The 23,760-nt window shown below is 61.0% G+C and carries 20 protein-coding genes; 13 read left to right on the top strand and 7 right to left on the bottom strand.

Features of this window, described 5'->3' with window-relative positions:
- Position 1 precedes the first annotated feature (1 nt).
- Positions 2-310, top strand: a complete 309-nt coding sequence (locus J2887_RS14790) for a hypothetical protein (protein ID WP_227171865.1) — start codon at positions 2-4, stop codon at positions 308-310.
- 555 nt (positions 311-865) lie between these two features.
- Here the strand turns inward: J2887_RS14790 and J2887_RS14785 are convergent.
- Positions 866-1,918: an AraC family transcriptional regulator gene (locus J2887_RS14785; RefSeq protein WP_227171864.1), complete on the bottom strand. Its 1,053-nt coding sequence runs from the start codon at positions 1,916-1,918 to the stop codon at positions 866-868.
- Positions 1,919-2,122: 204 nt separating this feature from the next.
- Between J2887_RS14785 and J2887_RS14780 the strand changes: the two genes are divergently transcribed.
- From J2887_RS14780 to J2887_RS14750, 7 genes are all read left to right on the top strand, one after another.
- The gene (locus J2887_RS14780; protein WP_227171863.1) at positions 2,123-3,724 is read left to right on the top strand and encodes a fatty acyl-CoA synthetase; all 1,602 of its coding nucleotides are present in this window, start codon (positions 2,123-2,125) and stop codon (positions 3,722-3,724) included.
- Positions 3,721-4,458, top strand: coding sequence for an enoyl-CoA hydratase-related protein (locus J2887_RS14775; RefSeq protein ID WP_227171862.1), 738 nt, complete (start codon positions 3,721-3,723; stop codon positions 4,456-4,458). Before J2887_RS14780 ends, J2887_RS14775 begins: the two co-directional genes overlap by 4 nt.
- 37 nt (positions 4,459-4,495) lie before the next feature.
- Positions 4,496-4,990, top strand: coding sequence for a CinA family protein (locus tag J2887_RS14770; protein WP_227171861.1), 495 nt, complete (start codon positions 4,496-4,498; stop codon positions 4,988-4,990).
- Positions 4,991-5,469: 479 nt separating this feature from the next.
- Positions 5,470-6,522, top strand: a complete 1,053-nt coding sequence (gene recA, locus J2887_RS14765) for a recombinase RecA (RefSeq protein ID WP_227176142.1) — start codon at positions 5,470-5,472, stop codon at positions 6,520-6,522.
- Positions 6,523-6,636: 114 nt separating this feature from the next.
- Positions 6,637-7,107: a flavodoxin family protein gene (locus J2887_RS14760; protein ID WP_227171860.1), complete on the top strand. Its 471-nt coding sequence runs from the start codon at positions 6,637-6,639 to the stop codon at positions 7,105-7,107.
- 139 nt (positions 7,108-7,246) lie between these two features.
- Positions 7,247-9,496 carry an EAL domain-containing protein gene (locus tag J2887_RS14755; RefSeq protein ID WP_227171859.1) on the top strand — a complete coding sequence of 750 codons (2,250 nt, stop codon included), beginning with the start codon at positions 7,247-7,249 and terminating at the stop codon, positions 9,494-9,496.
- On the top strand, positions 9,483-9,899 hold the full coding sequence (locus J2887_RS14750; protein ID WP_227171858.1) for a hypothetical protein: 417 nt from the start codon (positions 9,483-9,485) through the stop codon (positions 9,897-9,899). Before J2887_RS14755 ends, J2887_RS14750 begins: the two co-directional genes overlap by 14 nt.
- 16 nt (positions 9,900-9,915) lie before the next feature.
- On the opposite strand, the gene J2887_RS14745 is transcribed toward J2887_RS14750, so the two are convergent.
- From J2887_RS14745 to J2887_RS14735, 3 genes are read right to left on the bottom strand one after another with little or no spacing between them, the layout of a single operon-like run.
- Positions 9,916-10,455 carry a response regulator gene (locus J2887_RS14745; RefSeq protein ID WP_227171857.1) on the bottom strand — a complete coding sequence of 180 codons (540 nt, stop codon included), beginning with the start codon at positions 10,453-10,455 and terminating at the stop codon, positions 9,916-9,918.
- 11 nt (positions 10,456-10,466) lie between these two features.
- A complete protein-coding gene (locus J2887_RS14740) occupies positions 10,467-11,807 on the bottom strand; it encodes an HD domain-containing phosphohydrolase (RefSeq protein WP_227171856.1) in 1,341 nt (446 codons plus the stop codon).
- 27 nt (positions 11,808-11,834) lie between these two features.
- Positions 11,835-14,531, bottom strand: coding sequence for an EAL domain-containing protein (locus tag J2887_RS14735; RefSeq protein WP_227171855.1), 2,697 nt, complete (start codon positions 14,529-14,531; stop codon positions 11,835-11,837).
- Positions 14,532-14,718: 187 nt separating this feature from the next.
- Between J2887_RS14735 and J2887_RS14730 the strand changes: the two genes are divergently transcribed.
- Entirely contained in the window at positions 14,719-15,405 is a 687-nt protein-coding gene (locus J2887_RS14730; protein WP_227171854.1) for a DUF6901 family protein, read from the top strand.
- A 57-nt stretch (positions 15,406-15,462) separates the two neighbouring features.
- Here J2887_RS14730 and J2887_RS14725 read toward each other — a convergent pair whose 3' ends face one another.
- Positions 15,463-15,837: a PilZ domain-containing protein gene (locus J2887_RS14725; RefSeq protein WP_227171853.1), complete on the bottom strand. Its 375-nt coding sequence runs from the start codon at positions 15,835-15,837 to the stop codon at positions 15,463-15,465.
- A 150-nt stretch (positions 15,838-15,987) separates the two neighbouring features.
- The gene (locus J2887_RS14720) at positions 15,988-16,272 is read right to left on the bottom strand and encodes a hypothetical protein (protein WP_227171852.1); all 285 of its coding nucleotides are present in this window, start codon (positions 16,270-16,272) and stop codon (positions 15,988-15,990) included.
- Between the two features lie 291 nt (positions 16,273-16,563).
- On the opposite strand from J2887_RS14720, the gene J2887_RS14715 reads away from it, so the two are divergent.
- From J2887_RS14715 to J2887_RS14705, 3 genes are read left to right on the top strand one after another with little or no spacing between them, the layout of a single operon-like run.
- The gene (locus tag J2887_RS14715) at positions 16,564-18,975 is read left to right on the top strand and encodes a Lon protease family protein (protein WP_227171851.1); all 2,412 of its coding nucleotides are present in this window, start codon (positions 16,564-16,566) and stop codon (positions 18,973-18,975) included.
- A gap of 20 nt (positions 18,976-18,995) precedes the next feature.
- The gene (fixJ, locus tag J2887_RS14710; protein WP_227171850.1) at positions 18,996-19,622 is read left to right on the top strand and encodes a response regulator FixJ; all 627 of its coding nucleotides are present in this window, start codon (positions 18,996-18,998) and stop codon (positions 19,620-19,622) included.
- Positions 19,623-19,667: 45 nt separating this feature from the next.
- Positions 19,668-21,239 carry a response regulator gene (locus J2887_RS14705; RefSeq protein ID WP_227171849.1) on the top strand — a complete coding sequence of 524 codons (1,572 nt, stop codon included), beginning with the start codon at positions 19,668-19,670 and terminating at the stop codon, positions 21,237-21,239.
- A gap of 127 nt (positions 21,240-21,366) precedes the next feature.
- Here the strand turns inward: J2887_RS14705 and J2887_RS14700 are convergent, their stop codons facing one another.
- Positions 21,367-22,236 carry a MaoC/PaaZ C-terminal domain-containing protein gene (locus J2887_RS14700; RefSeq protein ID WP_227171848.1) on the bottom strand — a complete coding sequence of 290 codons (870 nt, stop codon included), beginning with the start codon at positions 22,234-22,236 and terminating at the stop codon, positions 21,367-21,369.
- Positions 22,237-22,521: 285 nt separating this feature from the next.
- Here J2887_RS14700 and J2887_RS14695 point away from each other — a divergent pair, with 285 nt between their 5' ends.
- Positions 22,522-23,553, top strand: coding sequence for an AraC family transcriptional regulator (locus tag J2887_RS14695; RefSeq protein ID WP_227171847.1), 1,032 nt, complete (start codon positions 22,522-22,524; stop codon positions 23,551-23,553).
- Positions 23,554-23,760 lie beyond the last annotated feature (207 nt).

The raw sequence follows: 23,760 nt of genomic DNA, 5'->3' as shown, positions 1-23,760 counted from the left end.
AATGGAGCACCCCAACGGCTGCGGCCCAGCCTGGATGAGCCGGCTCTGGCTCACCCGCAAACTGCAGCACCTGCTGTTCAACTGGTTCTTTGAGGCGAGCTGCAACAAGCACGACCAGGGCTACCAACAGGGCGGCGACGAGATCCGCCGGTTCGAGTGCGATTGGAAGTTCTTCCAGGCCATGCGGCGAGACACGCTACGGCAGCGCGGCATTCTGCGGCTGGTGTGCTGGGTAATGGCGGTAACGTTCTTTGCCCTGGTCAGGGTAGGGGGATGGCGGCACTTCAACTACACCGACCGCTCAGACTAAGATTGGCCCAGACCTCTCCCTGGTAGTCACACCACTCTGCAGGTGTCGCGCTTGGCCAGACATCCCTGCTGTCAGCCGGTGAGCCGGTACGTCCTGTATTCGTAGCTCGGGGTGCATTCTACAGATGCGAGTTGTTCTCACTATGAGAGATTGCTGGCGATCTTTGTAGGATATATCGCACATGGAACTATTAGGATGTTCCGCCTGGTCTTCCGGTGCGCGAACTTGCCCGGCGGTCTTGGGGCAAATTTGGGGCAAACGCGCCCCCTGATAACCCCTCAAATACACCCGTTGAGAATCATTCACAAATAAAGAAAGCCCCAAACCCTGCGCCATAGAAGGCATTGAGCTGTATGGACATACAACGTCAGAACATCATCGGGGTGTGCTTGGGAAGGTCTTTCTGGGCTGCTGACATGGAGGTATCCGGACGCAATGTATGTTGTGGTGCCTGCTCCTGAACCGAGGCGATGGGATGCGACGGTCAAGGCTCCGCGGATTGTAAGAAAATTGCGGCCGGGATGAAACGAGCAGGGGGTTTCACCGTTTTACCCGTCAACCGTTCTCGACGGTTCGAACGCCCTGTCGCCAGCGGGCCGGGGACTGGCCGGTCCAGCGCTTGAAGGCGCGACAGAACGCCGCGGCTTCGGTGAAGCCGGTCTGCAGCGCGATGTCCTGCACGCTGAGATGCTCGTTGGCCAGCAGCTTCTGGGCGAAGTCCCGTCGCAGAGCTTCCTTGATCTGCCGCAGGGACGTGCCTTCTTCCCGTAGCCGTCGACGCAGGGTGCGTGGTGCCATCAGTAGCTGGTCGCTGAGGCTCTCCAGACTGGGCAGGTGCTCGAAATCGTAACGCTGAAGCAGGGCCTGGAGCCGGGTGTGGAGGCGATTGTCCCGGTGCGGCCGGTGCAGGATCACCGCCGGGCAATCGACCAGGAACGCCTGCAACTCGGCACTGGTGCGCACGATTGGCAGTTGCAGACAGCGCCGGTGCAGTACGAAGCCGCAGCGGGGCTGATCAAACCTCAGTTCGCCGGGATACATGCTGTGGTATTCCGCGGCGTGGGGTGGCGCCGGGTAGGCGAGCCGAGTGCCGGCGATGGGAATCTGCTGGCCCACCAGCCAGCTGGCGAAACGTTGCCACATCAGCAGGATGAACTCCTGCAGGAAGTGGTGGCGATCTTCGCCGCGATGGCGCAGGTGCAGCCGGTAGAACAGCTGCGAGCCGGTCCCGGGATCGTCCTGGCCGATGTCCAGGTCATCGCCGATGGCGGAATAGAACCGCGCCGACTGGTGCAGCATGCCGCCGAGGGTGCTGGCGCTCTGGGCCAGTTCTGCCATCAGCGAGAAGGCTCCCCGTTTGCAGCGGTTTGACGCCAGCCCCATGAACTCATCCCCGGTGGAGCGCCACACCGCCTTGATCAGATCGCTCAGCTGGCGCTCGGTGACCGGGTGGCCGGGTTGATCAAGCCAGTCTTCCGGAATATGGGCCTGCGTCAGCAGCTCAGCGGCCGAAACACCCTGTGCCAGGGCGCCACTGATACTGGCGCGAAGGTAGTGGTTGGCAATGTGAGCCCTGCTGGATTGGGGGCTGTATGGCAGTGATGTCATGGTTGGTGGTCCTGGTTCTGTGCCTGGCCAGATCCGGCGTTATCTGTCGCCAGTGTGGTCTGGCTGGCCGATTTGATCAATAAAAACGACCGCCGCTGTCATTCAAACCCTGTTCAACTCCCTCTTTAATGAGTCTATTGCGTTCCTGACGCCAGCTCTCTGGCTGGCGCTTCCGATGACAACAACAACAAATTGAGGCAAGCAATGAACCAGCCCACGTCCACTGAAGCCCTGATCCAGGGCGCCACCCGCAACACCATTGGCGATGCCCTGGAACGGATCGTCCAGACCTGTCCGGACCGGCCGGCGCTGGCATTCCAGTCCCGCAGCTGGAGCTATCTGGCCCTCAACCGGGCCGTTAACCGTGTCGCCAACCGGCTGCTGGCCGCCGGCCTGGTGAAAGGTGACCGCGTCGCGGCCTATGGCAAGAACTCAGACGCCTATCTGATCCTGTGGCTGGCTTGCACCCGGGCCGGGCTGATTCATGTGCCAGTGAACTTTTCGCTGACCCGGCGTGAGCTGACCTATGTACTGCAGCAGTCCGGTGCTGCCGCGGTGTTCTTCGATGGTGTGCTGGAAGCGCAGTTGGAGGCGGCCTGTGATCGCCAGTCGCTGCGCGTGCTGGGAAGCCTCCATGGCGACGCCGCCGATCTGGATGTGCTGGCGGTGGCCGGCGCCGGGGTTGATGACGAGGGTGATGACGAGGGTGATGACGAGGCGCCGGCAGTGGACCTGAGCGACACCGATGTGGTGCAGATCCTGTACACCTCCGGCACCACCTCCGACCCCAAGGGCGCGATGCATACCCATCGCTCGCTGATGGCGGAGTACACCAGTTGCCTTCACCACCTGGACATCGAGGCCGGGGATCGCAGCCTGGCGGCGCTGCCGCTATACCACTCGGCGCAGATGCACGTCTTTGCCATGCCCTCGCTATTGGTGGGAGCGTTCAGCCGTGTACTGGACACGCCAACGCCGGAGATCATCCTGCGCTTGCTCAAGGATGAGCGGCTGAACAGCTTCTTTGCCCCGCCCACGGTGTGGATCTCACTGCTGCGGCACGAGCAGTTTGTGGAGGCGGAGTTGCAGCATCTGCAGAAGCTGTACTATGGCGCCTCAATCATGCCGGAGCCGATTGTGCGGGAGCTGGCGGAACGGTTGCCGGCGTCCGGGCTGTACAACTGTTACGGCCAAAGCGAGATTGCGCCCCTGGCGACGGTATTGCGGCCGGAGGAACACCGCGAGCGTCCGGCGTCCTGTGGCCGTCCGGTAATCCATGTGATGACCCGTATCGTCAATCCGGCCACCGGAGAGGACTGCGGACCGGGCGAGCAGGGGGAACTGGTCCATCGCTCGCCGCAGCTGATGGTGGGGTACTGGGACAAGCCGGAAGAGACCGCGGAGGCCTTTGCCGGCGGCTGGTTCCATTCCGGCGACCTGGGTTACCGGGATGAACAGGGCTTTATCTGGATCGTTGACCGGATCAAGGACATCGTCAATACCGGCGGGGTGCTGGTGGCGAGCCGGGACGTGGAGGAAGTGCTCTACACCCATCCGGATGTCGATGAGGTGGCGGTGATCGGCGTGCCGGACGCCAAGTGGATTGAGGCCATTGCCGCCATTGTGGTGCTCCGGCCCGGTGTGGAATCGGACGCCGACGCCCTGATCGAGCATGCCCGCGGTCATCTGGCGCCGTTCAAGGTGCCCAAGTCGGTCCACTTTGTGACCGAACTGCCCAAGAACACCTCCGGCAAACTGCTCAAGCGCGCCCTTCGCGATCAGTATGCCGGGAGCCAGCAGCCATGACCGCCATTGAATACCATCGGGCCGAGGGTGTGGGGGTGCTGCGGCTGAACCGCCCGGATCGCCGGAATGCCCTGGATGTGGCCAGTTACCGGGCGCTGACGGCGTACCTGCACCAGGCCGCGGACGATGACGACGTGGCGGTGCTGGTACTGACCGGCGTGGGCCAGGGGTTCTGCGCCGGTAACGACCTGGATGATTTTGTTCGCCATCCGATCAGGGATGACCAGCACCCGGCCTATCGCTTTATGTACGCCCTGGCGGCGTTTCCCAAGCCGGTGGTTGCGGCGGTCGAAGGCGCTGCGGTGGGCATCGGCTGCACCCTGTTGCTGCATTGTGACCTGCTCTATGCCGGTGAGGGGGCAAGCTTCCAGATGCCTTTTGTACAGCTCGGTTTGTGTCCCGAATTCGCGGCGACGGCATTGCTGCCGGCTCTGGTTGGTCTGCCGAAAGCCAGCGAGTGGCTGTTGCACGGACGCGCCTTTGATGCCAGGGAAGCACTGGCCGCTGGTCTGCTCAACGATGTGGTCGACAAGGGCGACGCTTATGCGACGGCGATGGCATCGGCGCAGCAACTGGCGGCCTCCCCTCGGGAAGCGCTGCTGGCCACCAAGGCGCTGCTGCGGCGATCGGCGCGGGCGACGTTCGATTCCGCCATGGCAGAGGAGCTGACCGCTTTGGTGCGTTGCCAGCAGACCCGGGCGTTTCAGGCCCGGTTGGCAGCGCTGGTCGGATAACGCATGATGTGGCCATCCAGGTACTCAGGAGGTGGCTATGACCGCAACCGACCAACAGCTCTGGCTGGCCGGGGAAACCCTCGCCGGTGTGCTGGAACATCAGGGACTCACAATCGCCACTGCGGAGAGCTGCACCGGCGGCTGGGTTGCCAAGGTGCTGACGGACCGCCCCGGGTCCTCGGTGTACCTCCACAGTGGTCTGGTCACCTACAGCAATGATGCCAAACAGCGTCTGCTGGGGGTGACCTCGGACAGTCTGGCGGCGCACGGTGCCGTCAGCGAGCCGGTCGTTCGGGAAATGGTGGCCGGCGCCCTGAAGGTCACCGGAACTGATCTGGCGGTGGCCACCAGCGGGGTGGCCGGCCCGGGTGGTGGCTCGGTGCAGAAGCCGGTCGGCACGGTCTGGTTTGCCTGGGGGACCCGGGATGATATCCGAACCGCCCGATGCCGGTTTGATGGCGACCGCGAGGCGGTTCGTCGCCAGTCGGTGTTGTATGTATTGCAGTCAGTGACTGAATTTTTGCAAGGTTAAGGAGCCTCTGATTAACGCCGGATCACCTCTGGCCTTCAGAGCGGTTCACACTCAAGACGCGGCTTTGCAGACAGGCTGGTTGCCTTTCAAAAAGTCGCAACGCCGAGTGTGGATCGCTCTGAAGGCCCCGAAGGGCGCGCTCTGAGGGCTGCATCTGCGGCGTTGCGACCCTTGCCAAGGACGACGGCCATTGGCCGCGAGCCGCGCCTTGCAGCTACAGCCCTCAGATCGCGCAGAGGCGATTCGGCGTTAATCAGAGGCTCCTTGATCAAACACCTCGGGAAAGACAGCTTGCATCGGAAAGTAGCGGGGGTTGGTCTGGATTCCGGGGTGTGTTTTAATACTGTGCAAATATACAGGTTTGGCGCTGGGTCGATGTTCGGTCCGGATCGATGCTCGATCTAGCTCGACGTAGAGAGCACTCAGGGCGCCTGCCGCTGTTATCGTTTGGTCACCAGTTCAAAGAGGGCATGGCAACAATGGAAGACAACCGCAAGAAAGCACTGGGTGCGGCGCTGAGTCAGATTGAGCGCCAGTTCGGCAAGGGCGCTGTAATGAAAATGGGCGACCAGCCGCGGGAAGCGATCCCGGCGGTGTCCACCGGTTCCCTGGGGCTGGACGTGGCGCTGGGCATTGGCGGCCTGCCTTATGGCCGGATTGTGGAAATCTACGGTCCGGAAAGCTCCGGTAAGACCACGCTGACCCTGCAGGTGATTGCCGAGGCCCAGAAGCAGGGCAAGACCTGTGCGTTTGTGGATGCCGAGCACGCCCTTGATCCGGTCTACGCCGAAAAACTGGGCGTCAACGTTGACGAGCTGCTGGTGTCCCAGCCTGATACCGGTGAGCAGGCGCTGGAAATCGCCGACATGCTGGTACGCTCCAACGCGGTGGATGTGATCATTGTCGACTCAGTCGCGGCGCTGACACCGAAAGCGGAGATCGAGGGTGAGATGGGGGATTCCCACGTTGGTCTGCAGGCCCGTCTGATGTCCCAGGCCCTGCGTAAACTCACCGGCAGCGTCAAGAACGCCAACTGTCTGATGGTGTTCATCAACCAGATCCGGATGAAGATTGGCGTCATGTTCGGTTCGCCGGAAACCACCACCGGCGGTAACGCGCTCAAGTTCTACTCGTCGGTCCGTCTCGACATTCGTCGTATCGGCTCGGTGAAAGATGGCGACGAAGTGGTCGGCAACGAAACCCGGGTCAAGGTGGTCAAGAACAAGGTGTCACCGCCGTTCCGTCAGGCTGAGTTCCAGATCATGTACGGCAAGGGCATTTACCACATGGCCGAAGTGCTGGATATGGGGGTGAAGGAAGGCTTTGTTGACAAGTCCGGGGCCTGGTACGCCTACAATGGCGACAAGATTGGCCAGGGCAAGGCCAATGCCTGCAAGTTCCTGGAAGAGAACCTGGAGATGGCCCACGAGATCGAAGCCAAGGTTCGTGACAAGCTGATGCCCAAGCCGGTCCCGAAAGAGAAAGAGGCTGCCGCCGAAGCACCTAGCGAGACCAACGGCGAGCTGCTGTAAATCAGGCCGTGTTGATCTGACGCCGATTTAGCGGATACGACGTACGGGCCAATGCCGGCAAGGGCATCGGCCCGTACGTCGTTTCGCGCCACATTCAACCAGCAGGAGTCGCTCATGTCCGAGCGCAAGCGTTTGTTGATTGTTGCCCATGCCCCATCCCCCAACACCCAGGCCCTGCGCGATGCGGCGGCCGACGGCGCCCGTCACCCCGATCTCGAGGCCGTGGAGGTTACGGTCAAACCCCCGCTGGAGGCTGGCCCGGACGACGTGCTGGCCTGCGATGCCATTCTGCTAGGCACCACCGAAAACCTCGGTTACATGAGTGGCGCGCTGAAAGACTTCTTTGACCGCAGCTACTACGCCTGCCTGGAACAGACCCAGGGCCTGCCCTTTGCCTTCTATATTCGCGCCGGCCATGATGGCACCGGCACCCGTCGGGCCATCGAGTCCATCACCACCGGCCTGCGCTGGCGCCTGGTGCAGGACCCGCTGATCTGCCGTGGCGACTACGATCCGGCGTTCGAGGATCAGTGTCGGGAGCTGGGGCTCTACCTTGCGGCGGGGCTCGACGCGGGGCTGTTTTAGATTGTTGGATTCGTCAACAGCTTAGTGATGAAAAGTTACAGAGACTGACACTGACATCACCTGAAGGGGCAACTATAGTTCTGGAGATGAATGCCCCCCATTCGTGAGCGCATCTGCCAGGGACTGGAGGAGAGGAACTGTGTCTGATGAGGAGGAGCTTCCGCAGGGAACGGCCACAATCCTGCTGGTAGATGATAACCCAGCCGACCTGTTGGTTGTCTGTAAGCAGTTTAAGCGTGCGGGCTACCGTGTGGTGGTGGCCCGGGAGGCAGAGGAAGCCATTGAACGGGCCGGGTTTGTCCAGCCAGACCTGATCTTGCTGGATGTCGTCATGCCGGAAAGCAGCGGCTTTGAGATTTGCCGGCGACTGAAAGCAACGGCCAGTACCCAGGATATTCCCGTTATTTTTATGACTGCGTTGACTGATGTCTCCGACAAGGTCACCGCATTCGAAGCGGGCGGTGTTGACTATATCACCAAACCTTTCCAGGTCGGAGAGGTGCTGGCCCGCGTTAATACCCAGTTGAGCCTGAGGGCCATGCAGCAGTTGCTCAACGCTCGCAATCAGCAGTTGCAGGAGCAATTGAGTGAACAACGTCTGCAGCGGGAGGAGCTGGAGTACCGGGCAACTCATGACATGCTCACGGAGTTGCCAAACCGAACGCTGTTCATGGATCGCCTGACCCATGCGATTGAACGTGCACGTCGCAACCAGTCCCAACTGGCGGTACTTTTCATTGATCTGGACAAGTTCAAGATCATTAATGACACCCTGGGGCACGGCGCCGGCGACGAGTTGCTACAGAGTGTGGCCGAGCGCCTGCGCAACTGTGCCCGGAAGAGCGACACCCTCGGGCGTCTTGGGGGCGATGAGTTTGTTGTTCTGGCCGAAAACACCAGCGCCGTAGCCGACATTGAAACCCTTATTGAGCGGCTGTCCAGTAAGCTGGTGGAGCCGGTATTGCTTGCCGGGTTGATGCATTCGGTGACCTGCAGCATCGGGATCAGCCGGTATCCCAGAGATGGCGAGACCGCAGAGACTCTGCTGAAGCATGCGGATTTGGCAATGTTCCAGGCGAAGGACCGGGGACGGAATGCCTACCGGTTCTTTGAAGCCTCCATGCAGGAAACCCTGAATCGCCGCGTCAGCCTGGAACGTCAGCTCCGCGAGGCGTTCAAAAGGGATGAGTTCGTTCTCTATTACCAGCCCCAGATTGATCTCCGGAACGGTCGTATTTGCAGCCTGGAGGCTCTGGTGCGGTGGCAGAGCCCGAACGATGGCTTGGTATTGCCGGGGCATTTCGTACCACTGGCGGAAGAGAGCAGGCTGATTCTGGCGTTGGGGGAATGGGTGTTGCGAAGTGCCTGCATCCAGTTGCGGCGTTGGTTGAATCGGGGCGTCCCCTTTGTTCCCGTGGCGATCAACCTTGCGGCGGCGCAATTTGCCGACCCAACGCTGGATCAGTTGCTTAAAGGGGCCCTGGTGGAGTCGGAGCTGGATGCCCGCTACCTCGAACTGGAGCTGACCGAGTCGATGTCGATGAGCGATCCGGAGGTTTCCCTGGCGATGATGCATCGGCTGAAAGAGATCGGCGTCTCTCTCGCGATTGACGATTTTGGCACCGGGTTTTCAAACCTCAGTTACGTCCGACGGTTTCCGGTGGACAAGCTCAAGATTGATCGTACTTTCGTTGAGGGCATGATCAGCAATCCCCAGGACAATTCGATCGTGTTGTCGGTTATTCGCCTGGCCCACAGCCTGGGGCTGAGAGCGGTGGCGGAGGGGGTGGAAACCGAGGGCCAGGTTCGGCTGCTCGCCGAAGGTGGCTGTGACATGTTCCAGGGGCACCAGTTCCGGCCGGCGCTGGCGGCCCCGGACATTGAGGATCTGTTGCAGCGCCAAGTCTGCGTCAGCCCGGAGCTGCTGGCCCGGCCGTTCCAGCTCCGGACCGTGTTGCTGGTGGAGGATGAGCCGCAGGTGGCGAACAGTTTCAGGCGTATGGTGCGCAACCACGACATCCATGTGATTGCCGTGGAGGGCCCCACAGAGGCTTATGAGGTTCTGGCCCAGCAGGATATTGGTGTCGTGGTTTCCGATTACCGTATGCCCCGTGAAGACGGAATCCAGTTTCTGAGTAACGTTAAACGGCTTTACCCGAACAGCATTCGCATTCTTATGACCGGCCATGTTGATCGTGGCACCCTGGAGAATACGATCAACCAGGCAGAGGCCTTCCGGTTTATTGCCAAACCCTGGTACAGCGATCAGGTGATTGCAACGCTCGAACAAGCCTTTCAGCGCTACGATTATCTGAGCCGGGCCGGTGGTGTCCAGCGAATTGTTGGCGATGTGACGATGGGCGGGGGCGGTGTCGATGAACAGCGATGAGAAATCACTCTATGCCGGTCTTCAGGCGCTATCTGATATGGCATTCCCCAAGCAGTGTATGAATTGCGGCCGTCAGTATGGTTCGGCGGAGGCGTTTATTGCTGAATCCAGGGCTCTCAATGGCAGCAGCGGTCTGAAGGTCTCATTGGATGATGACGATCTGCCGGTCGTGGAGCTCTTTCGAAACTGCGTTTGCGGGTCCACCTTGATGGAGTTTTTTAACGACCGGCGTGGGACTTCCCCGGTTGCCGCTAAACGCCGAGCGCTGTTTGCCACCATGCTGGAGACGTTACAGCATCGAGGGCTCAACCCTGAGGTGGGGCGCCTGGAACTGCTGAAACTGATGCAGGGACAGCGCAGTGCCAGGCTGGAAGCAATGGGTATCCGCCTGGCCGGTCATTGATCCTGACACCGTTTCTTCAGTTGATGTCGCCGGCTTCATCGCTCAGGTCAATCATGCCCTCGTCGTCCAGTTGGATCCGGGTGATGCCGGGGCTATCCCGCTCCAGTCGGTGCAGTTCGGTCTGTTGTCGTTTCAGCTTGTTGCGCTGCGCTCGCACCAGTTCCGCCAGTCTGGCGTTCTCCCGGATCAGTTCGTTGAACCGTAACGCGGTTTTCAGGGTGTGTAGCAGTTCCTCGTCGTCCCAGGGTTTCAGTACGAAGCGGTAGACCTCGGACTGGTTCACCGCTTTCAGCACGCCCTGCATATCGGCATGACCACTGAGAATGATCCGCGGGGTGTCCGGATGCTGCCTGCGGAAGTGGTCCAGAAACTCGATGCCATCCATGCCCGGCATCCGGTAGTCACAGATCACCAGGTCGACCGCGCGGTTGGCCACCTCGTCCAGGGCCTTGCGGGGATCGGTAAAGCCCAGCACCTGCCAGGATTGCCTGGTCAGCAGGCGGGTCAGGGACTTGATGATCATCGGTTCATCATCAACCAGTAAGATGGTTGTCATCGCTATACTCCCTAAGAAGTTTGCTTGGAGACGTAGACCGTTACCTTGTGGCTCTCCAGACTCTCAATCTGCAACAACTTGTTGATGATGTGCTTGTTGACGGTGGTACCGGAGGACAGCAACAGAATGCCGCTGCGGTTGACCAGGTCCCGGGTCAGAGTCATGCCGGGCTGCAGCTCAATGGCAGTGCATACCGCCTCGTTCGCGCCGGGCATGGCCATCACCAGGGAGTCGCTGATGGACTGTAGCTGGGAGGCGATCTCCGGGTCGTACCGCTGGCCGGCGTGGCGCTCGATGTGAGCCAGCGCCTGCTCTTTGGTGAGGGGCTCTTCGGCCATCAGGCCGCTCTGCAGGCCGACGAAGTCACAGGCGACCCGGAGAATGCGGGCGCCGATGTCAATCGCCTCACCCCGGAGCCCGTCTGGAAAGCCGCTGCCGTTCCAGGCTTCCATGTGGTGTCGAATCAGCCGGCTGGTGGGCGCCAGGGCGGTAATGGCGGTCAGGTACATTTCCCCCATCTCCGGGTACTGGCGATAGATGGGGCGGTCGCGGTGAGTGAGGTGGACCTCGGCCCGGGACAGCAGGTCGTCGGGCAGGTTGAGTTTGCCGATCTCGTGCAGCAGTCCGGCGTAGTAGATGTAGGCAACCTGAGCGCGATCGAGTCCCTGTTGGCGGGCCAGCGCCCGGGCAACATCCGCAACCTGGCGGGATTGCCCTTTCTGCAACTGGGGGCGGCTATTGATCACGGTGGAGAAAACCCGTACGAAGGCGTCGTAGCTGTTTTCCAGCTGCTGGAAGGCCTTCTTGACCAGGGCCGATTTGTGTTCGATTTCCCGGGTCCGCTCCTGAACCCGCTGCTCCAGCTCCTCGTTGAACTGTTTGAGCTCCCGGTTCTGTCGTCGGGTGGTATCCAGCAGCCGCTTTTTCTCCCGTTCCAGGCGGATGATGCGAAGACCTTCCTGGATTGCTTCCAGCAAGCCGTCCTCGTCCCAGGGCTTGCTGATGTAACGATGGATGCCGCCATGGTTGAGGGCGTTAATGGTGGCTTGCATGTCGGCAAAACCGGTCATCAGAAAGCGCACGCTGAATGGCCAGCGCTGTTTGACTTCGGTCAGAAAGGCCGCGCCGTCCATGCCCGGCATGCGCATGTCCGAGACAATCAGGTCGATGTGTTCCTGCTCCAGAATGGCGAGTCCTTCCTGGGCATCTTCCGCGAAGTAGCAGTCGTAATCCTGTCGCCGCATCAGTCGCTTGAGGGAAGACAGAATGGCTTTCTCGTCATCGACAAACAGCAGCCGGAACGGCTTGGTCTTGCTGTTCTGGTTGGTTTCGGCGAGAACTTGCGAGTCCATGTACGTTTCCTGGGTTGTGGCTGGTCATCAGGACTGAAGGCCTGTGTTGGTGTCGGATGCCCCGTCAGGTCGGCCATTTCGGGGCTGGCGGTCATAGCGCTGGAATGCCTGGCGGATGGTCTGGCGCAGCTCATCGTCCTGCCAGGGTTTGGTCAGAAACTTGTAGATGGCGCCCTCGTTGATGGCCCGGGTGATGGTGTCCAGATCGGTGTAACCGGACAGCACCATACGGATGGTTTCCGGGTAGATGTCCTTGACCTGGCTCAGGAACTCGGTCCCAGACAGGCTGGGCATGCGCTGATCCGACAGAATCACCTGTACCCGGTTTTCCGCCAGCAGGCTGAAGGCCTCCTGCGGGTCGGTGGTGGACAGAATCCGGTAACCGTCCCGCCGTAAAAGCCGGGTGAGTGTGCGCAGGATGTTGGGTTCATCGTCGATGATCAGCAGAGTCGGCGTGGTGGACTCCGGGTCCTGCTCCAGTTTCGGTGGGCCTTTTGTCAGCAAGGGTTTCAGTTCATCAAACGGTACCGGGTGAGCGAAAAGCTGGCCCTGGAGTACGTCACAGTGATTGCGTTTAAGGAACTGGGCGTGGGCCTCGGTCTCGACGCCCACCACCACCAGCGTCAGCCCCAGCTTTTCGACCATGGCGATGATGCCCTGGGTGATGGAGGCATCTTTCCGGTTGCTGATGATGTCACGGATGAACTGCCGATCGATCTTGAGCTTGGTGGCGGGCAAGTGCTTGATGTAGCTCAGGCTGGAGTAGCCGCTCCCAAAATCGTCGATGACGATGCCTACGCCCAGGTCCCGAATCGCCTCCAGGGTGGCGACGATCTGCTCTGCATCGGCTTTCAGCACCGATTCGGTGATCTCCAGGTCCAGCAGCTCTGGCGGATGGCCGGTGCGATCCAGGGCCTGTCGTACGGTGTCGGCAAAGTTGGGCTGGCGGAGTTGCAGGGGCGAGATGTTCACCGCCATGCGGTGATGGGTAAAGCCCGCATCAATCAGTGAGCGGTTATCGCGACAGGCCTGTTCCAGGACCCACGCGCCCAGTCGGATGATCTGCCCGGTTTCCTCCGCCAGCGGAATGAACTCGCCTGGCAGAATAATGCCCCGTTCTGGTTCAACCCATCGAACCAGGGCTTCGGAACCGGAAAAACGCCAGTCCTGGCAATTCACCTGAGGCTGATAGTGCAACTGCAGTTTGTTCAGGATGATGGCCTGCTCGAGGCTGTTGCGCAGGGCTACCCGGTGATTGGCGTCGCGGATCAGGCGGGAGGTGTACCAGCGATAGGTATTTCGGCCCGCTCGCTTGGCCTGGCCCATGGCCAGGTTGGCATGCTGCACCAGGGTCATGGCGTCGCCCACCTGCTCATCTGACAGGGCAATGCCGATACTGGCGGTAATGTAGAGCTGGTGCTGATCGATGGGGTAGGGCTCAGACAGCCGCGCCAGCAGCTTCTCAACAATACCGACGCTGTCTTCCGGCACCGCAAGATCAGGCAGCAGCACCGCGAACTCGTCATTGCCGAGGCGGGCCACGGTATCACCGGGACGCAGGCTCTGGCCCAGGCGCTCAGCAACGGCAACCAGTAACTGGTCACCGGTGCGATGGCCGAGGGAGTCGTTAACAGGCTTGAAGCCGTCCAGGTTGATCACCAGGACCGCCAGCGACAGGCGGTGGCGGACCACCAGTCGCAGGGCCTGTTCCAGCCGGTCCTCCAGCAGGGAGCGGTTGGGCAGGCCGGTGAGTACGTCATGGCTGGCGTTGAAGGCCATCTCCGATTGCGCCGCCCGCTGAACGGAAATGTCGTTGAGAATGCCTACGAAATGGGCGACCTCGCCCTGTTCATCCGGCACCGGGGCAATGTAGAGGTCGTTCCAGAATGGCTCGCCGTCATGGCGGTAGTTGCGCATGACCACGCTGACTTCCCGTTGCGCCTCCAGCGCCTCACGGATTTTCCGGCGCCTCTCCTCCTCGGTGTCCGGCCCCTGCAGGATGCGGCAGTTCTTTCCCAGCACGTCGTCCTGGCTGTAGCCGGTCATGCGGGAGAAGGCGGGGTTGATGTACAGGATCGGGTAGTCGTCCTCGGCGCCACCGGTGATGATGATGCCGTTGGAGGAGGCTTCGATGCTGCGCTGGAGCAGGTGCAGGCGGGCTTCGGACTGGGCCCGGCGGGAGACATCGCGAACCACGGCCAGGCGGTGGGGACGGTCGCGCCACTGGGTGGTAATCGAGCGCAGTTCCAGGGTGCGCGGATCGCCGGACGCGCCCTCGATGTTGAATTCCACGCTGGATTCCGAGGCGGCGTCCTGCAGGGTGTGCACGTTGGTGAGTGCGGACAGGTCCGCGCCCAGCAGGGTGTACGCCGCGGCGTTGGCGTATTGCACCCGGCCTCGTGTATCGGAGACCAGTATCGCGTCCGGCAGCTGATCCAGCAGGGTCCGGGTGTCGTCCGACAGACTGGTGGGGACCAGCTCTGGAGCGTTGGCGTTTTTCTGCCGTAGCTGATGGGCCAGCCAGCCCAGCTCGGGCTGTGGTCCGAGGGCCAGTGTGGCCAGCCCCTGGGTGTCGATCAAAGGCACCGACGCGCCGTTGAAGACCAGCAGTTCAACCAGCTGTCGGCGCACAGGAGGGCGTCGCGCCAGCAGGGCATCCAGTGCCGGTTCGTCGTCGTGACTGATCAGTAGGGCGGTGAGTGCCTGATTGTCTTGATCATCCATGATGCCTGATTCCTGCTGGCTGAACGTTCTCGTCCTGATCCCGGGAATTCCTGGTGGGGCTGTCCTTGGTTGCCATCGTCACACACCCTCATCCTGAAGCGGCTACACTGGCAAGTGTAGACCATGGAGCGACCTGCCATGGCCGACTGGGAATCGACGGATGGTGTGCATTTCAGGACCAACGACTATGGATATCCGCTACGAAGTAGACCCCCAGGATCAGCCATCCTGGCAGCATTGTGTTGATGGCAGCGCCGATGGCCGCATTGATGACCGGGGCGACGGTCCGGCGTGGACCCGGCTGGCGTGCCATCAGTGCGAGCACTGCCCGTTGTCGACCCGGGACTATACCTTTTGCCCCCTGGCCCGGGCGTTGCAGCCGGTGTTGCGGAACGTGGCGGACTCGTCGTCCTATCAGCCGGTGCGGGTCCGGGTGGTGACGCCGGAGCGGGATGTGGTCAAGGTTACCTCCATGCAGCGGGCGATCGGCTCCCTGTTTGGCGTGGTCAGTGTGTTTTCCGGGTGTCCGCGGCTGGCGCTGCTGCGACCGCTGGGGCGGGTGCACCTGCCGTTCAGTTCCTCCGATGAAACGGTGATGCGGGTGATTGGCAGCTACCTCACCGGCCAGTTCGTGCGGGCCCAGCACGGCCTGGATGCTGATTGGCAATTGCAGGGGTTGCGGGACCTGTATCGGGATATCCGTAAGGTAAACCGGGGCATCAGCGCCCGCTTGCGGGAGATCGCCACGGACGATGCCAGCGCCAACAGCATGGTGCTGCTGGATGTGCTGGCCACGGACGTGGAGTATACGTTGGACCGCTATGAGGGCGAGCTGGACAAGCTGTTTGCCGAATTCCTGCCATCTGCACCGTAATGGTTTACCTGGCGACGCAGTCACTAACGGACGCAGCAACGTACCAAGTAACGAATGTCAGCTGGCGTAGCGGTTGTAGATCCCTTCGATGCGGGAGACGGCGTTATCGACACCGCGGGAGTAGTCTTTCTGGTCGCGGCAGTAACTGAACTGGATGCTGAGCCGGTAGCCCGCCTGGTAGGGACGGCAACTGATGACCCGGGCTGCCACTCGGGACTCGGAAATGTAACGGCCTTCGAAATCCAGCAACAGCCGGGTTCCGGCCGCGATGGGGCGGGGCGACAACAGGGCCAGGCCATAGCGGTTCAGGTCCAGGCAGGTGGTGTCCACCGCCGAGCGAGCGCCAAACAGCTTCCGTTCATGAAGCTGGACTTTCAGGCAGGGGGCGGCGAAACGCTGCTTGATCCTGCGGTCTCCAGAGTCGGACATCATGTCTCGGTAACCGTGTTTTTATTGGTTTTGTCCCGGTACGGTCGAAACCACCGGTCGGGGAACGAAGTCTAGTCCCAGCATTGCTGGGTTAAAAACAACCAGACTATAGAATGTGATGCTGCTCTCATTCCATAGCCTTGCCTTGTCAGCTCAGGCCTGGGCGTCCACCAGCCGCCCACGGCGATCTTCCAGAGCGGCGGCCTGCCGTGTTTTCGGGTCCAGCAGATTGGGGCGACGGCGGCTGTTGCGCCGGCGTCGGTCGGGCCCATCAAAGCTTTCCTGGCGCCGTCTGCGGTCTGGTTGCAGCCGTCGATCGGCAATCCGTTGTCCCTCGGGGGCGGGGCTGCCATCGGCGGCGGCCGGTCGTCGCCCGGTATCAACCCGGGGGCGATCCACCGCCCCCAGCTTTGGGTAAGCGTTGCGATAGATGTCCATGACGTAAACCTCGTAAATGTCATCCGGTAGCGATCCGGCAGTCCATGACCGGGACCTTACTGACTAATATATCGGCAATCCCATGCGAAACTTGAGCCAGAGCGAGACATAAGACAAGGCAGATTCTACAATGACTCACTTCAGGCGCGCGTCCACAGCGTTGCCAGACCGAACCAGTGGCCGTCGGGCCAGCCAGAGCAGGCTGGCGGGCGGCACAGGGAACGCGGTCCCGGTGTCCCTACGGATGGGTAGGGTCAGTCTCTGCAACCAATGCCCCAACAGGACAAGAATTTGAAGTCACTGTCCCTGCATCAGCTTTACAAGGCCTGCGTGCTCAAGGAATTTCCGTTTAAAACCACCCGTCAGCTCGAGCCATTGGCGGAGATAGTGGGCCAGAACCGGGCCCAGGAAGCGGTGCGATTTGCATTGGCCATGCCCCACGGTGGTTACAACGTCTACGCGGTGGGCCGCAATGGTCTGGGCAAGCGCACCATGATGTTGCGTTACCTTGAGCATCACGCCGATACCAACCAGCAATGTCATGACTGGTGTTACGTGGCCAATTTTGAGGAGCCGCGGGAACCCAAGGTGCTGAAACTGCCTGCGGGGCGGGGTAGCCAATTGCGTCAGGACATGGACCGGTTGATGGGACGGCTGGTCAAGGTGGTGCCCCAGACCTTTGACAGTGACAGCTTCCTGGAGCGGGCCGAGCAGCTCAAGAACGAGTACGCCGGCAAGCAGGACGAAGCGCTGGAAAAAGTGGCCCGCCAGGCCAAGCGCAAGAAGATCAGTCTCACGGTCACTACCCCCGGCGGGTACCGGCTGGTGGCGATGAACGGGGACGATCCCCACACCGCCGAGACCTTTGCAGCGTTGACGCCCGAGCAACGGGACCAGTTTGAGGCGGACATCGACAAACTGGAGAAAAAGCTGCGCCAGACGCTGCGTAAGGTAGCTGACTGGGAGCAGGAGTACGCCGAGCGTCAGCAACTGCTGAATCAGGAAACCCTGGAGAGTGTGACCGGGCATCAGCTCGATGAACTGGTCGCGCGCTACGGCGATCAGCCTGATGTGGTGGCCTACCTGGAGGCGGTGCGGACCGACCTGGCGGACAACCTGGATATTTTCCTGGACGAGAACGAGGAGCAGGCCGCCATTGCCTATGCCTCGCTCGACAAGAAGCTGCCGCGGCGCTACCAGATCAACGTGCTGGTTCACCAGAAAACCGGCGACGTGCCGGTGGTGGTGGAAGACAACCCCACCTATCACAACCTGTTCGGCTACGTGGAAAACGTCACCTACAAAGGTACCGTGTTTACCGACTTCACCCTGGTGCGGCCTGGCAGCCTGCACCGGGCCAATGGCGGCTATTTGCTGATGGACGCGATCAAGGTGCTGGAGCAGCCGTTTGTGTGGGATGGTCTGAAGCGTGCACTGCGCTCCCGGTCCATGCAGATCAATTCCCTGGAGCGGGAAATGACGCTGTCCGGTACGATCTCCCTGGAGCCGGAAGCGATCCCGCTGGACGTCAAGATTGTGCTGTTTGGCGACCGGGAAACCTGGATGCTGCTGCAGGAGTACGACGCCGAGTTTGCTGAGCTGTTCCGGGTGACCGCCGATTTCGAGAATGAAATGGACCGCACCCCGGAGAGCCAGCTGCAGTACGCCAAGTTCATCGCCAGCCTGGTGAAGGAGAAGGGACTGCTGCACTGCAATCGCAAGGCGGTGGCCCGGGTGATCGAATACAGTGCCCGCATGGCGGAGCATCAGGATCGTCTGTCGCTGCACGCGGCGGACATCGCCAACCTGCTGCGGGAGTCTGACTACTGGGCCCGCCAGGCCGGCGCCAAGCTGATCGATGCCGACCACATCGAGCAGGCCCTCGCCAGCGCCCGGTACCGCAGCAGCCGAATCCGTGACCAGTTCTACGAGTCGATCCGTGATGGCTCCACGCTGCTGAGCACCAGCGGCGAGTGCGTGGGCCAGATCAACGCGCTGTCGGTGTTGTCCACCGGCGGTTTTGAGTTTGGCCTGGCGAACCGGATCACCGCGACCACCTACTACGGCGGCGGCGATATTCTCGATATCGAGCGCGACGCCAAGCTCGGTGGCAACCTGCATTCCAAAGGTGTGATGATCCTCAGTGCCTGGCTGGCCAGCCGTTTCGCGGTTACCGACCCCCTGCACCTGTCGGCCAGCATTACCTTTGAACAGAATTACGGTGAGGTGGATGGCGACAGCGCGTCGCTGGCGGAATTGTGCGCCTTGATCTCCTCGCTGTCGGGCATTGCGATCCGTCAGGACCTGGCGATCACCGGCTCGGTGAACCAGTTCGGTGAGGTGCAGCCAATCGGTGGCGTCAACGAGAAGGTGGAAGGCTTCTATCAGGCCTGTCAGTTGACCGGCGCCCGCCCCCACCAGGGGGTGATTGTGCCCACCATCAACGTCCAGAACCTGATGCTGGATGCTGAGGTGCTGGATGCGGTCCGGCGCAGGCAGTTTGCGGTGTATGCGGTGGCGTCGGTGGACGACGCCGTGAGTCTGCTGATGGGGCGGCCCGCTGGTGAACCTGACCGCGATGGCCTGTATCCCCGGGGCAGTGTCTACGGTGCGATTCAGCAACGTCTGGAAAAAATGCGAGAACATGAGCGGCAGGAGCAGCAGGCTGCCCAGCAGGACAACAAGGAACCTTCGGTTCATTAGAATGGGAACGGGAGAACACCATGAGCGATACCCAACAAACCGTCTATCTGGTTGAGGACGATGAAGCGGTCCGGGATTCCCTGGAGCTGTTGTTGAAATCCGAGGGCCGTACCGTGGCCTCGTTCGAAAGCGCCAACGCCTTCCTCAAGGACTATTCCGAAGCGATGGCGGGCTGCATCGTGCTGGATATCCGTATGCCTGGCATGGATGGCCTGGAACTGCAGAAAAAGCTTAACGAGCTGCATTCCATTCTGCCGATCATCTTTGTGACCGGCCATGGCGATGTGCCAATGGCGGTGGATGCGATGAAAGAGGGGGCGGTGGACTTTATCCAGAAGCCCTACCGCGAGGAGGCGCTGCTGGAGAAGATTGAGGCGGCCCTCAAGCAGGATCTGGAGCAACGCAAGACCCTGGGCGAAAAGCAGGAGATCCTGCGTCGTGTGAACACCCTCACACCTCGTGAATCCGAGATCATGGAACGGATGATCGCCGGGCAGGCCAACAAGGTGATTGCCATTGAGCTGGAGATCAGTCAGCGCACCGTGGAGATCCACCGTTCGCGGGTGATGCACAAGATGGGCACCCACTCCCTGGCCCATCTGGTGCGGATGGTGCTGTCCGTAAAGGACCGTATCGACGCCCGATAACCGGGGCGTCATGATGCGGTTATGTTTCCTATGGGCAGTAACTCTATGAGCGAACAAGTCTGCGCGAGCGTCGAGCCCACCGTCCTGCTGGTCGATGACAATCCCCAGAACCTGAAGGTGCTGTACGAGACCCTCAAGGACAAGGGCTACCGTCTGCTGATTGCCAATGACGGTGCCAAGGCTTTGACACTGGCCCAGCGAGACCGGCCAGAGGTGATCCTGTTGGACATCATGATGCCGGAGCTTGATGGCTACCAGGTGTGTGAGCGCCTGAAGGCAGACCCGGCCACCGCCGATAGTGCGGTGGTGTTCCTGTCGGCGCTGGACGATGTGGAGGCCAAGGTCAAAGGCTTCTCACTGGGTGGTGCGGACTATATCTCCAAGCCGTTCCAGGCCGCGGAGGTTATTGCCCGGGTCAAGACCCACGCTCGGGTCATCCGTCTCGAGCGCCAGCTGCAGCAGCGTAACCGGCAGCTCGAGAGCGACCAGTCGCGCATTCTCAACGCCATCAGTGAAGGCATCTATGGCCTCGACGCTGACGGCAACATCATTTTTGCCAATCCCGCCGCCGAACGCATTGCCGGTAGTTCTGCCGAAGCGCTGGTAGGGCGCAACTTCTTCCAGCTGCACTTCAATCAGGATTGCGACTGCGATGACAGTCAGGATGCTGAGGACACGCCGGTAAAGGCGACCTGCAACCTGGGGCTGCCTGAGCACCGTCGTGACATCACCATGTTCCGTGCCGATGGTACCGGGTTTCCGGCAGAGTACCGGTCCTCTCCCAAGCTGGAGGGGGACGAGTTGCTGGGCGCGGTGGTGGTGTTCCGCGATATCACCGTTGAGCTGGAGCAGGAGTCCGAGCTGGAAGCCGCACGGGAGCTGGTGCAGGAGCAGCGTGAACAGTTGGCCCACGCCTCAAGGCTGTCCACCATTGGCGAGATGGCAGCCGGTTTTGCCCATGAAGTGAACCAGCCGCTGACCGCCATCAGCAACTACGCCCGCGTTGCTAACCGGCTGATGGGCGCAGACAGTCTGGATCAGGAGTTGCTTGGGGAGACCCTTGGCAAGATAGAGGCCCAGTCGCTACGGGCCAGTGAGGTCATTCGCCGGATTCGCCAGTTCGTCAAGAAGCCGGCCGCCGGCAAGGAAGTGGTGTCGGTGGAAACCCTGCTGGATGACACCCGCCAGTTTGCGGAAGTGGATGCCCGCAACAACGAGGGTGGTGTGGAAATCACCATCGCAGACGACGTTCCCAATGTGCTGGTGGACCCGGTGCAGGTCCAGCAAGTGGCGCTGAACCTGATCCGCAATGCCCTTGAGGCTACCCGGGCGGCCGGTTCGACGGCGCCGGTGCGGGTGCTGGCGGAGCGTTCCGGCGACCGCTGTGTCCGGGTTGAGGTCATTGACCGTGGCGTCGGCCTACCGGCGGACGCCGAAGAAAAGCTGTTCCTGCCGTTCTTTACCACCAAGCCCGATGGTATGGGCATAGGCCTGCCCATGTGTCAGTCACTGATCCAGGCCCAGGGCGGTGAGATCGGTTTCCAGCGTCCGGAGCAGGGCGGTACCTGCTTCTACTTTACTCTGCCATTGGCTGAGGTCACCCAGCCTGTCGCCTGATCCGCTCTGGACTGGCGTTTCTCCTCTCGAACGTTGTCTCGGCAAACCTGCAGTAATGCGTATCTGACTGCTGACGGCCCCATCCCGGCTTTGTGCCGGGGTGAGGCCCAGACGCGATCAAAAAAGCTTAGCGATGCCAGCGAATGTCTCCGCTCAGGTGTGGCGCATCGCCGGCCTGATTCAGCAGTTGGTACTGCCAGTGGTGCTCGTTTTCCTGCCAGTTCAGCTGTGCCTCTCCCGGCAGGAACAGGGGCTTCTTGAACGCGCAGGTAATGGTCACCGGTCCCTTGTGCCAGCCCGCTTGCTGCTCCAGCAGCGCCAGGATGTGAGCCTTGCTCCACATACCGTGGGCAATCGCCCGTGGGAAGCCGAAGGCCTTGGCGGTCAGGGCGTGGACATGGATCAGGTTCAGGTCGCCAGACACCTTGCCATACCGTCGGCCCAGGTTTTCGGGTGCCTTGACCGTCAGGCTGTGGGGGTAGCGGGGCAGGGCGGGTTTCTCGCCTTTCTTGCCCTGACCGCCACCCTGGCGAAACAGATTGGTACTGACTTCTTCCCAGACCAGATGGCCGCCGATCCGGGCTTCGGTCACCAGATCGAACTCCAGGCCACGCTCACTGTGCTGCTCGCCGTCCAATCGCACGCTCAGGTCCAGCAGTTCGCCGCGGCCGATGGCGCGGTGTTGGGTGATGCGGTTGCGCAGATGGACCAGCCCCAGCAGTGGCAGGGGGAATTGTGGATCGGTCAGCAGTTGCAGGTGTAGCGGGAAGGCGAGGATGTGGGGCCAGGTGATGGGCACCGAGGTTTGGGGCTGGAAGCCGCACACGGCTTCATAACGGGCCAGCTTGGGTCCGGTGGTGCGGGCACCAATGATCTCCGCAGACAGGGGAGGCAGGCCCTGCTCTGTCGACGAGGTGCGGGAACCGCCGGTGAGGGCGCGGCTGTACAGCGGCCAGAGCCCGGGGGGCTGATTGTTGTAGGTATAGTGACTTGCCATGGATGCACTCCTGGGTTGAGAAGTGGTTGAATTCTGGTACAACTGTGCTCACCTGGCCTGATATGCGCTACTATGGTCTTATAGCCAGGATTGATATCCAGTGACGCCGCTATTCCGATAGCGTGCGATGTAATTACAAAAAGTCTGGCAAACTCACAAAGTCACGACAATGACCGGGTCTGCCGCTGATAGAGTCGGTAAGGCCAAACCAATAACTACAAGGAGCTCCAGCGGGAGTGTGCACAGGCTCTCCAGAAGCTCCCTGACAACGACAAGCGGATTGTTATGCAGGAACTTCGCGATGCGGGTGTGATGCTTCGCCTGATCTATCAGGCCATGAAAACACGTGACATAGATACGGACGCGATTTTCGCCCGATTGGGGGTGGATGAGGACTATGTCTTCACCGAGCAGCTCCGAACGCCCCACAATGCCCAGCTGTACTTCTGGCAGGTGGTGGAAGATGTCTCCGGCGACCCGGATGTGGGTCTCAACCTGGGCCAGGTGTTACCCGCCTACCGCGGCCAGGTGCTTGAATACCTGTTTCTCAGCAGTCCCACCTTTGGCGAGGGGCTCCGGCGCGCCCAGAACTACCAGCGCCTGCTCAGCGATGCCGCCAACACCGATTTCTTCGTTGAGGGCGATGAAGCCTGCATGGTGCTGGACACTGCCTCCGAGGAAGTCAGCCGCTTGAAACACTTCAACGAGTGTTTCGTGCAGGGCCTGGTGACCTTCTTCAAGTCCATCACCGACGGTCGTTTCCAGCCTTCCCGTATTGAGTTTGAACACCACCGTGACACTGGTCAGGCGCTGGTGCAGGACACCCTGGGCTGCGAGGTGGTGTTTGGTGCCAAGGAGAACCGGCTGTTCTTCCCGGTGCGCCTGCTGGCCCATCCTTCCCCTCACGCTGAACCGGAACTGCTGGCGTTGCACGAGCGCTTCGCTTCGGAGCAGGTGGCGCGGCTGGAGAAGAAAGACATAGTGGGTCAGGTGGAGCGGATTGTCGCGGAGCTGTTGGACAGTGGCGAAGTTACCCTGGACGCAGTTGCCGAGCGCCTGCAGATCAAGCCCAGAACGCTGCGGACCCGGCTGACCGAGGCCGAGACCAGCTTTAACCAGGTGCTGGCGGATTTCCGTTACCGGCTGGCGCGCCAACTGCTGGCCACCACTGACGAGTCGATTGATGAGATTGTCTACCTCACCGGCTTCTCGGAGCCCAGCACCTTTTACCGTGCTTTTAAACGCTGGTCAGGCATGACCCCGATCGAGTACCGCAAGACTGCCCAGGGCAAGGATGCGATGGTAGACGCCATGTAGTCATGGTCCCGGACGCACGTTCCCCATCCCGGTTGTTGCCGGGTGGGGGAGGCGCTCCAGGTCAGCGCCCGTTCGAGGGGCTGAAAAAAAACTGACATTTTTTTGAGAAAAGCGTTGACAGTTTTCCGGGGATCTATATAATGCGCCCTCGTTGTCACCGAGAACACCACGCCACACAGGGCGGTTCTCGAAAATATCGCAAGCAAC

This window comes from Marinobacter sp. CA1 (assembly GCF_020546665.1).
In the GTDB taxonomy this organism is placed as follows: domain Bacteria; phylum Pseudomonadota; class Gammaproteobacteria; order Pseudomonadales; family Oleiphilaceae; genus Marinobacter; species Marinobacter xestospongiae.
This window is presented reverse-complemented; position numbering and strand designations above follow the sequence as displayed.

Excerpts from the sequence above, each read along its gene's own strand:
- J2887_RS14790 (WP_227171865.1), top strand. The coding sequence starts at position 2 with ATGGAGCACCCCAACGGCTGCGGCCCAGCCTGGATGAGCCGGCTCTGG.
- J2887_RS14785 (WP_227171864.1), bottom strand. The coding sequence starts at position 1,918 with ATGACATCACTGCCATACAGCCCCCAATCCAGCAGGGCTCACATTGCC.
- J2887_RS14780 (WP_227171863.1), top strand. The coding sequence starts at position 2,123 with ATGAACCAGCCCACGTCCACTGAAGCCCTGATCCAGGGCGCCACCCGC.
- J2887_RS14775 (WP_227171862.1), top strand. The coding sequence starts at position 3,721 with ATGACCGCCATTGAATACCATCGGGCCGAGGGTGTGGGGGTGCTGCGG.
- J2887_RS14770 (WP_227171861.1), top strand. The coding sequence starts at position 4,496 with ATGACCGCAACCGACCAACAGCTCTGGCTGGCCGGGGAAACCCTCGCC.
- recA (WP_227176142.1), top strand. The coding sequence starts at position 5,470 with ATGGAAGACAACCGCAAGAAAGCACTGGGTGCGGCGCTGAGTCAGATT.
- J2887_RS14760 (WP_227171860.1), top strand. The coding sequence starts at position 6,637 with ATGTCCGAGCGCAAGCGTTTGTTGATTGTTGCCCATGCCCCATCCCCC.
- J2887_RS14750 (WP_227171858.1), top strand. The coding sequence starts at position 9,483 with ATGAACAGCGATGAGAAATCACTCTATGCCGGTCTTCAGGCGCTATCT.
- J2887_RS14745 (WP_227171857.1), bottom strand. The coding sequence starts at position 10,455 with ATGACAACCATCTTACTGGTTGATGATGAACCGATGATCATCAAGTCC.
- J2887_RS14740 (WP_227171856.1), bottom strand. The coding sequence starts at position 11,807 with ATGGACTCGCAAGTTCTCGCCGAAACCAACCAGAACAGCAAGACCAAG.
- J2887_RS14735 (WP_227171855.1), bottom strand. The coding sequence starts at position 14,531 with ATGGATGATCAAGACAATCAGGCACTCACCGCCCTACTGATCAGTCAC.
- J2887_RS14730 (WP_227171854.1), top strand. The coding sequence starts at position 14,719 with ATGGATATCCGCTACGAAGTAGACCCCCAGGATCAGCCATCCTGGCAG.
- J2887_RS14725 (WP_227171853.1), bottom strand. The coding sequence starts at position 15,837 with ATGATGTCCGACTCTGGAGACCGCAGGATCAAGCAGCGTTTCGCCGCC.
- J2887_RS14720 (WP_227171852.1), bottom strand. The coding sequence starts at position 16,272 with ATGGACATCTATCGCAACGCTTACCCAAAGCTGGGGGCGGTGGATCGC.
- fixJ (WP_227171850.1), top strand. The coding sequence starts at position 18,996 with ATGAGCGATACCCAACAAACCGTCTATCTGGTTGAGGACGATGAAGCG.
- J2887_RS14705 (WP_227171849.1), top strand. The coding sequence starts at position 19,668 with ATGAGCGAACAAGTCTGCGCGAGCGTCGAGCCCACCGTCCTGCTGGTC.
- J2887_RS14700 (WP_227171848.1), bottom strand. The coding sequence starts at position 22,236 with ATGGCAAGTCACTATACCTACAACAATCAGCCCCCCGGGCTCTGGCCG.
- J2887_RS14695 (WP_227171847.1), top strand. The coding sequence starts at position 22,522 with ATGCAGGAACTTCGCGATGCGGGTGTGATGCTTCGCCTGATCTATCAG.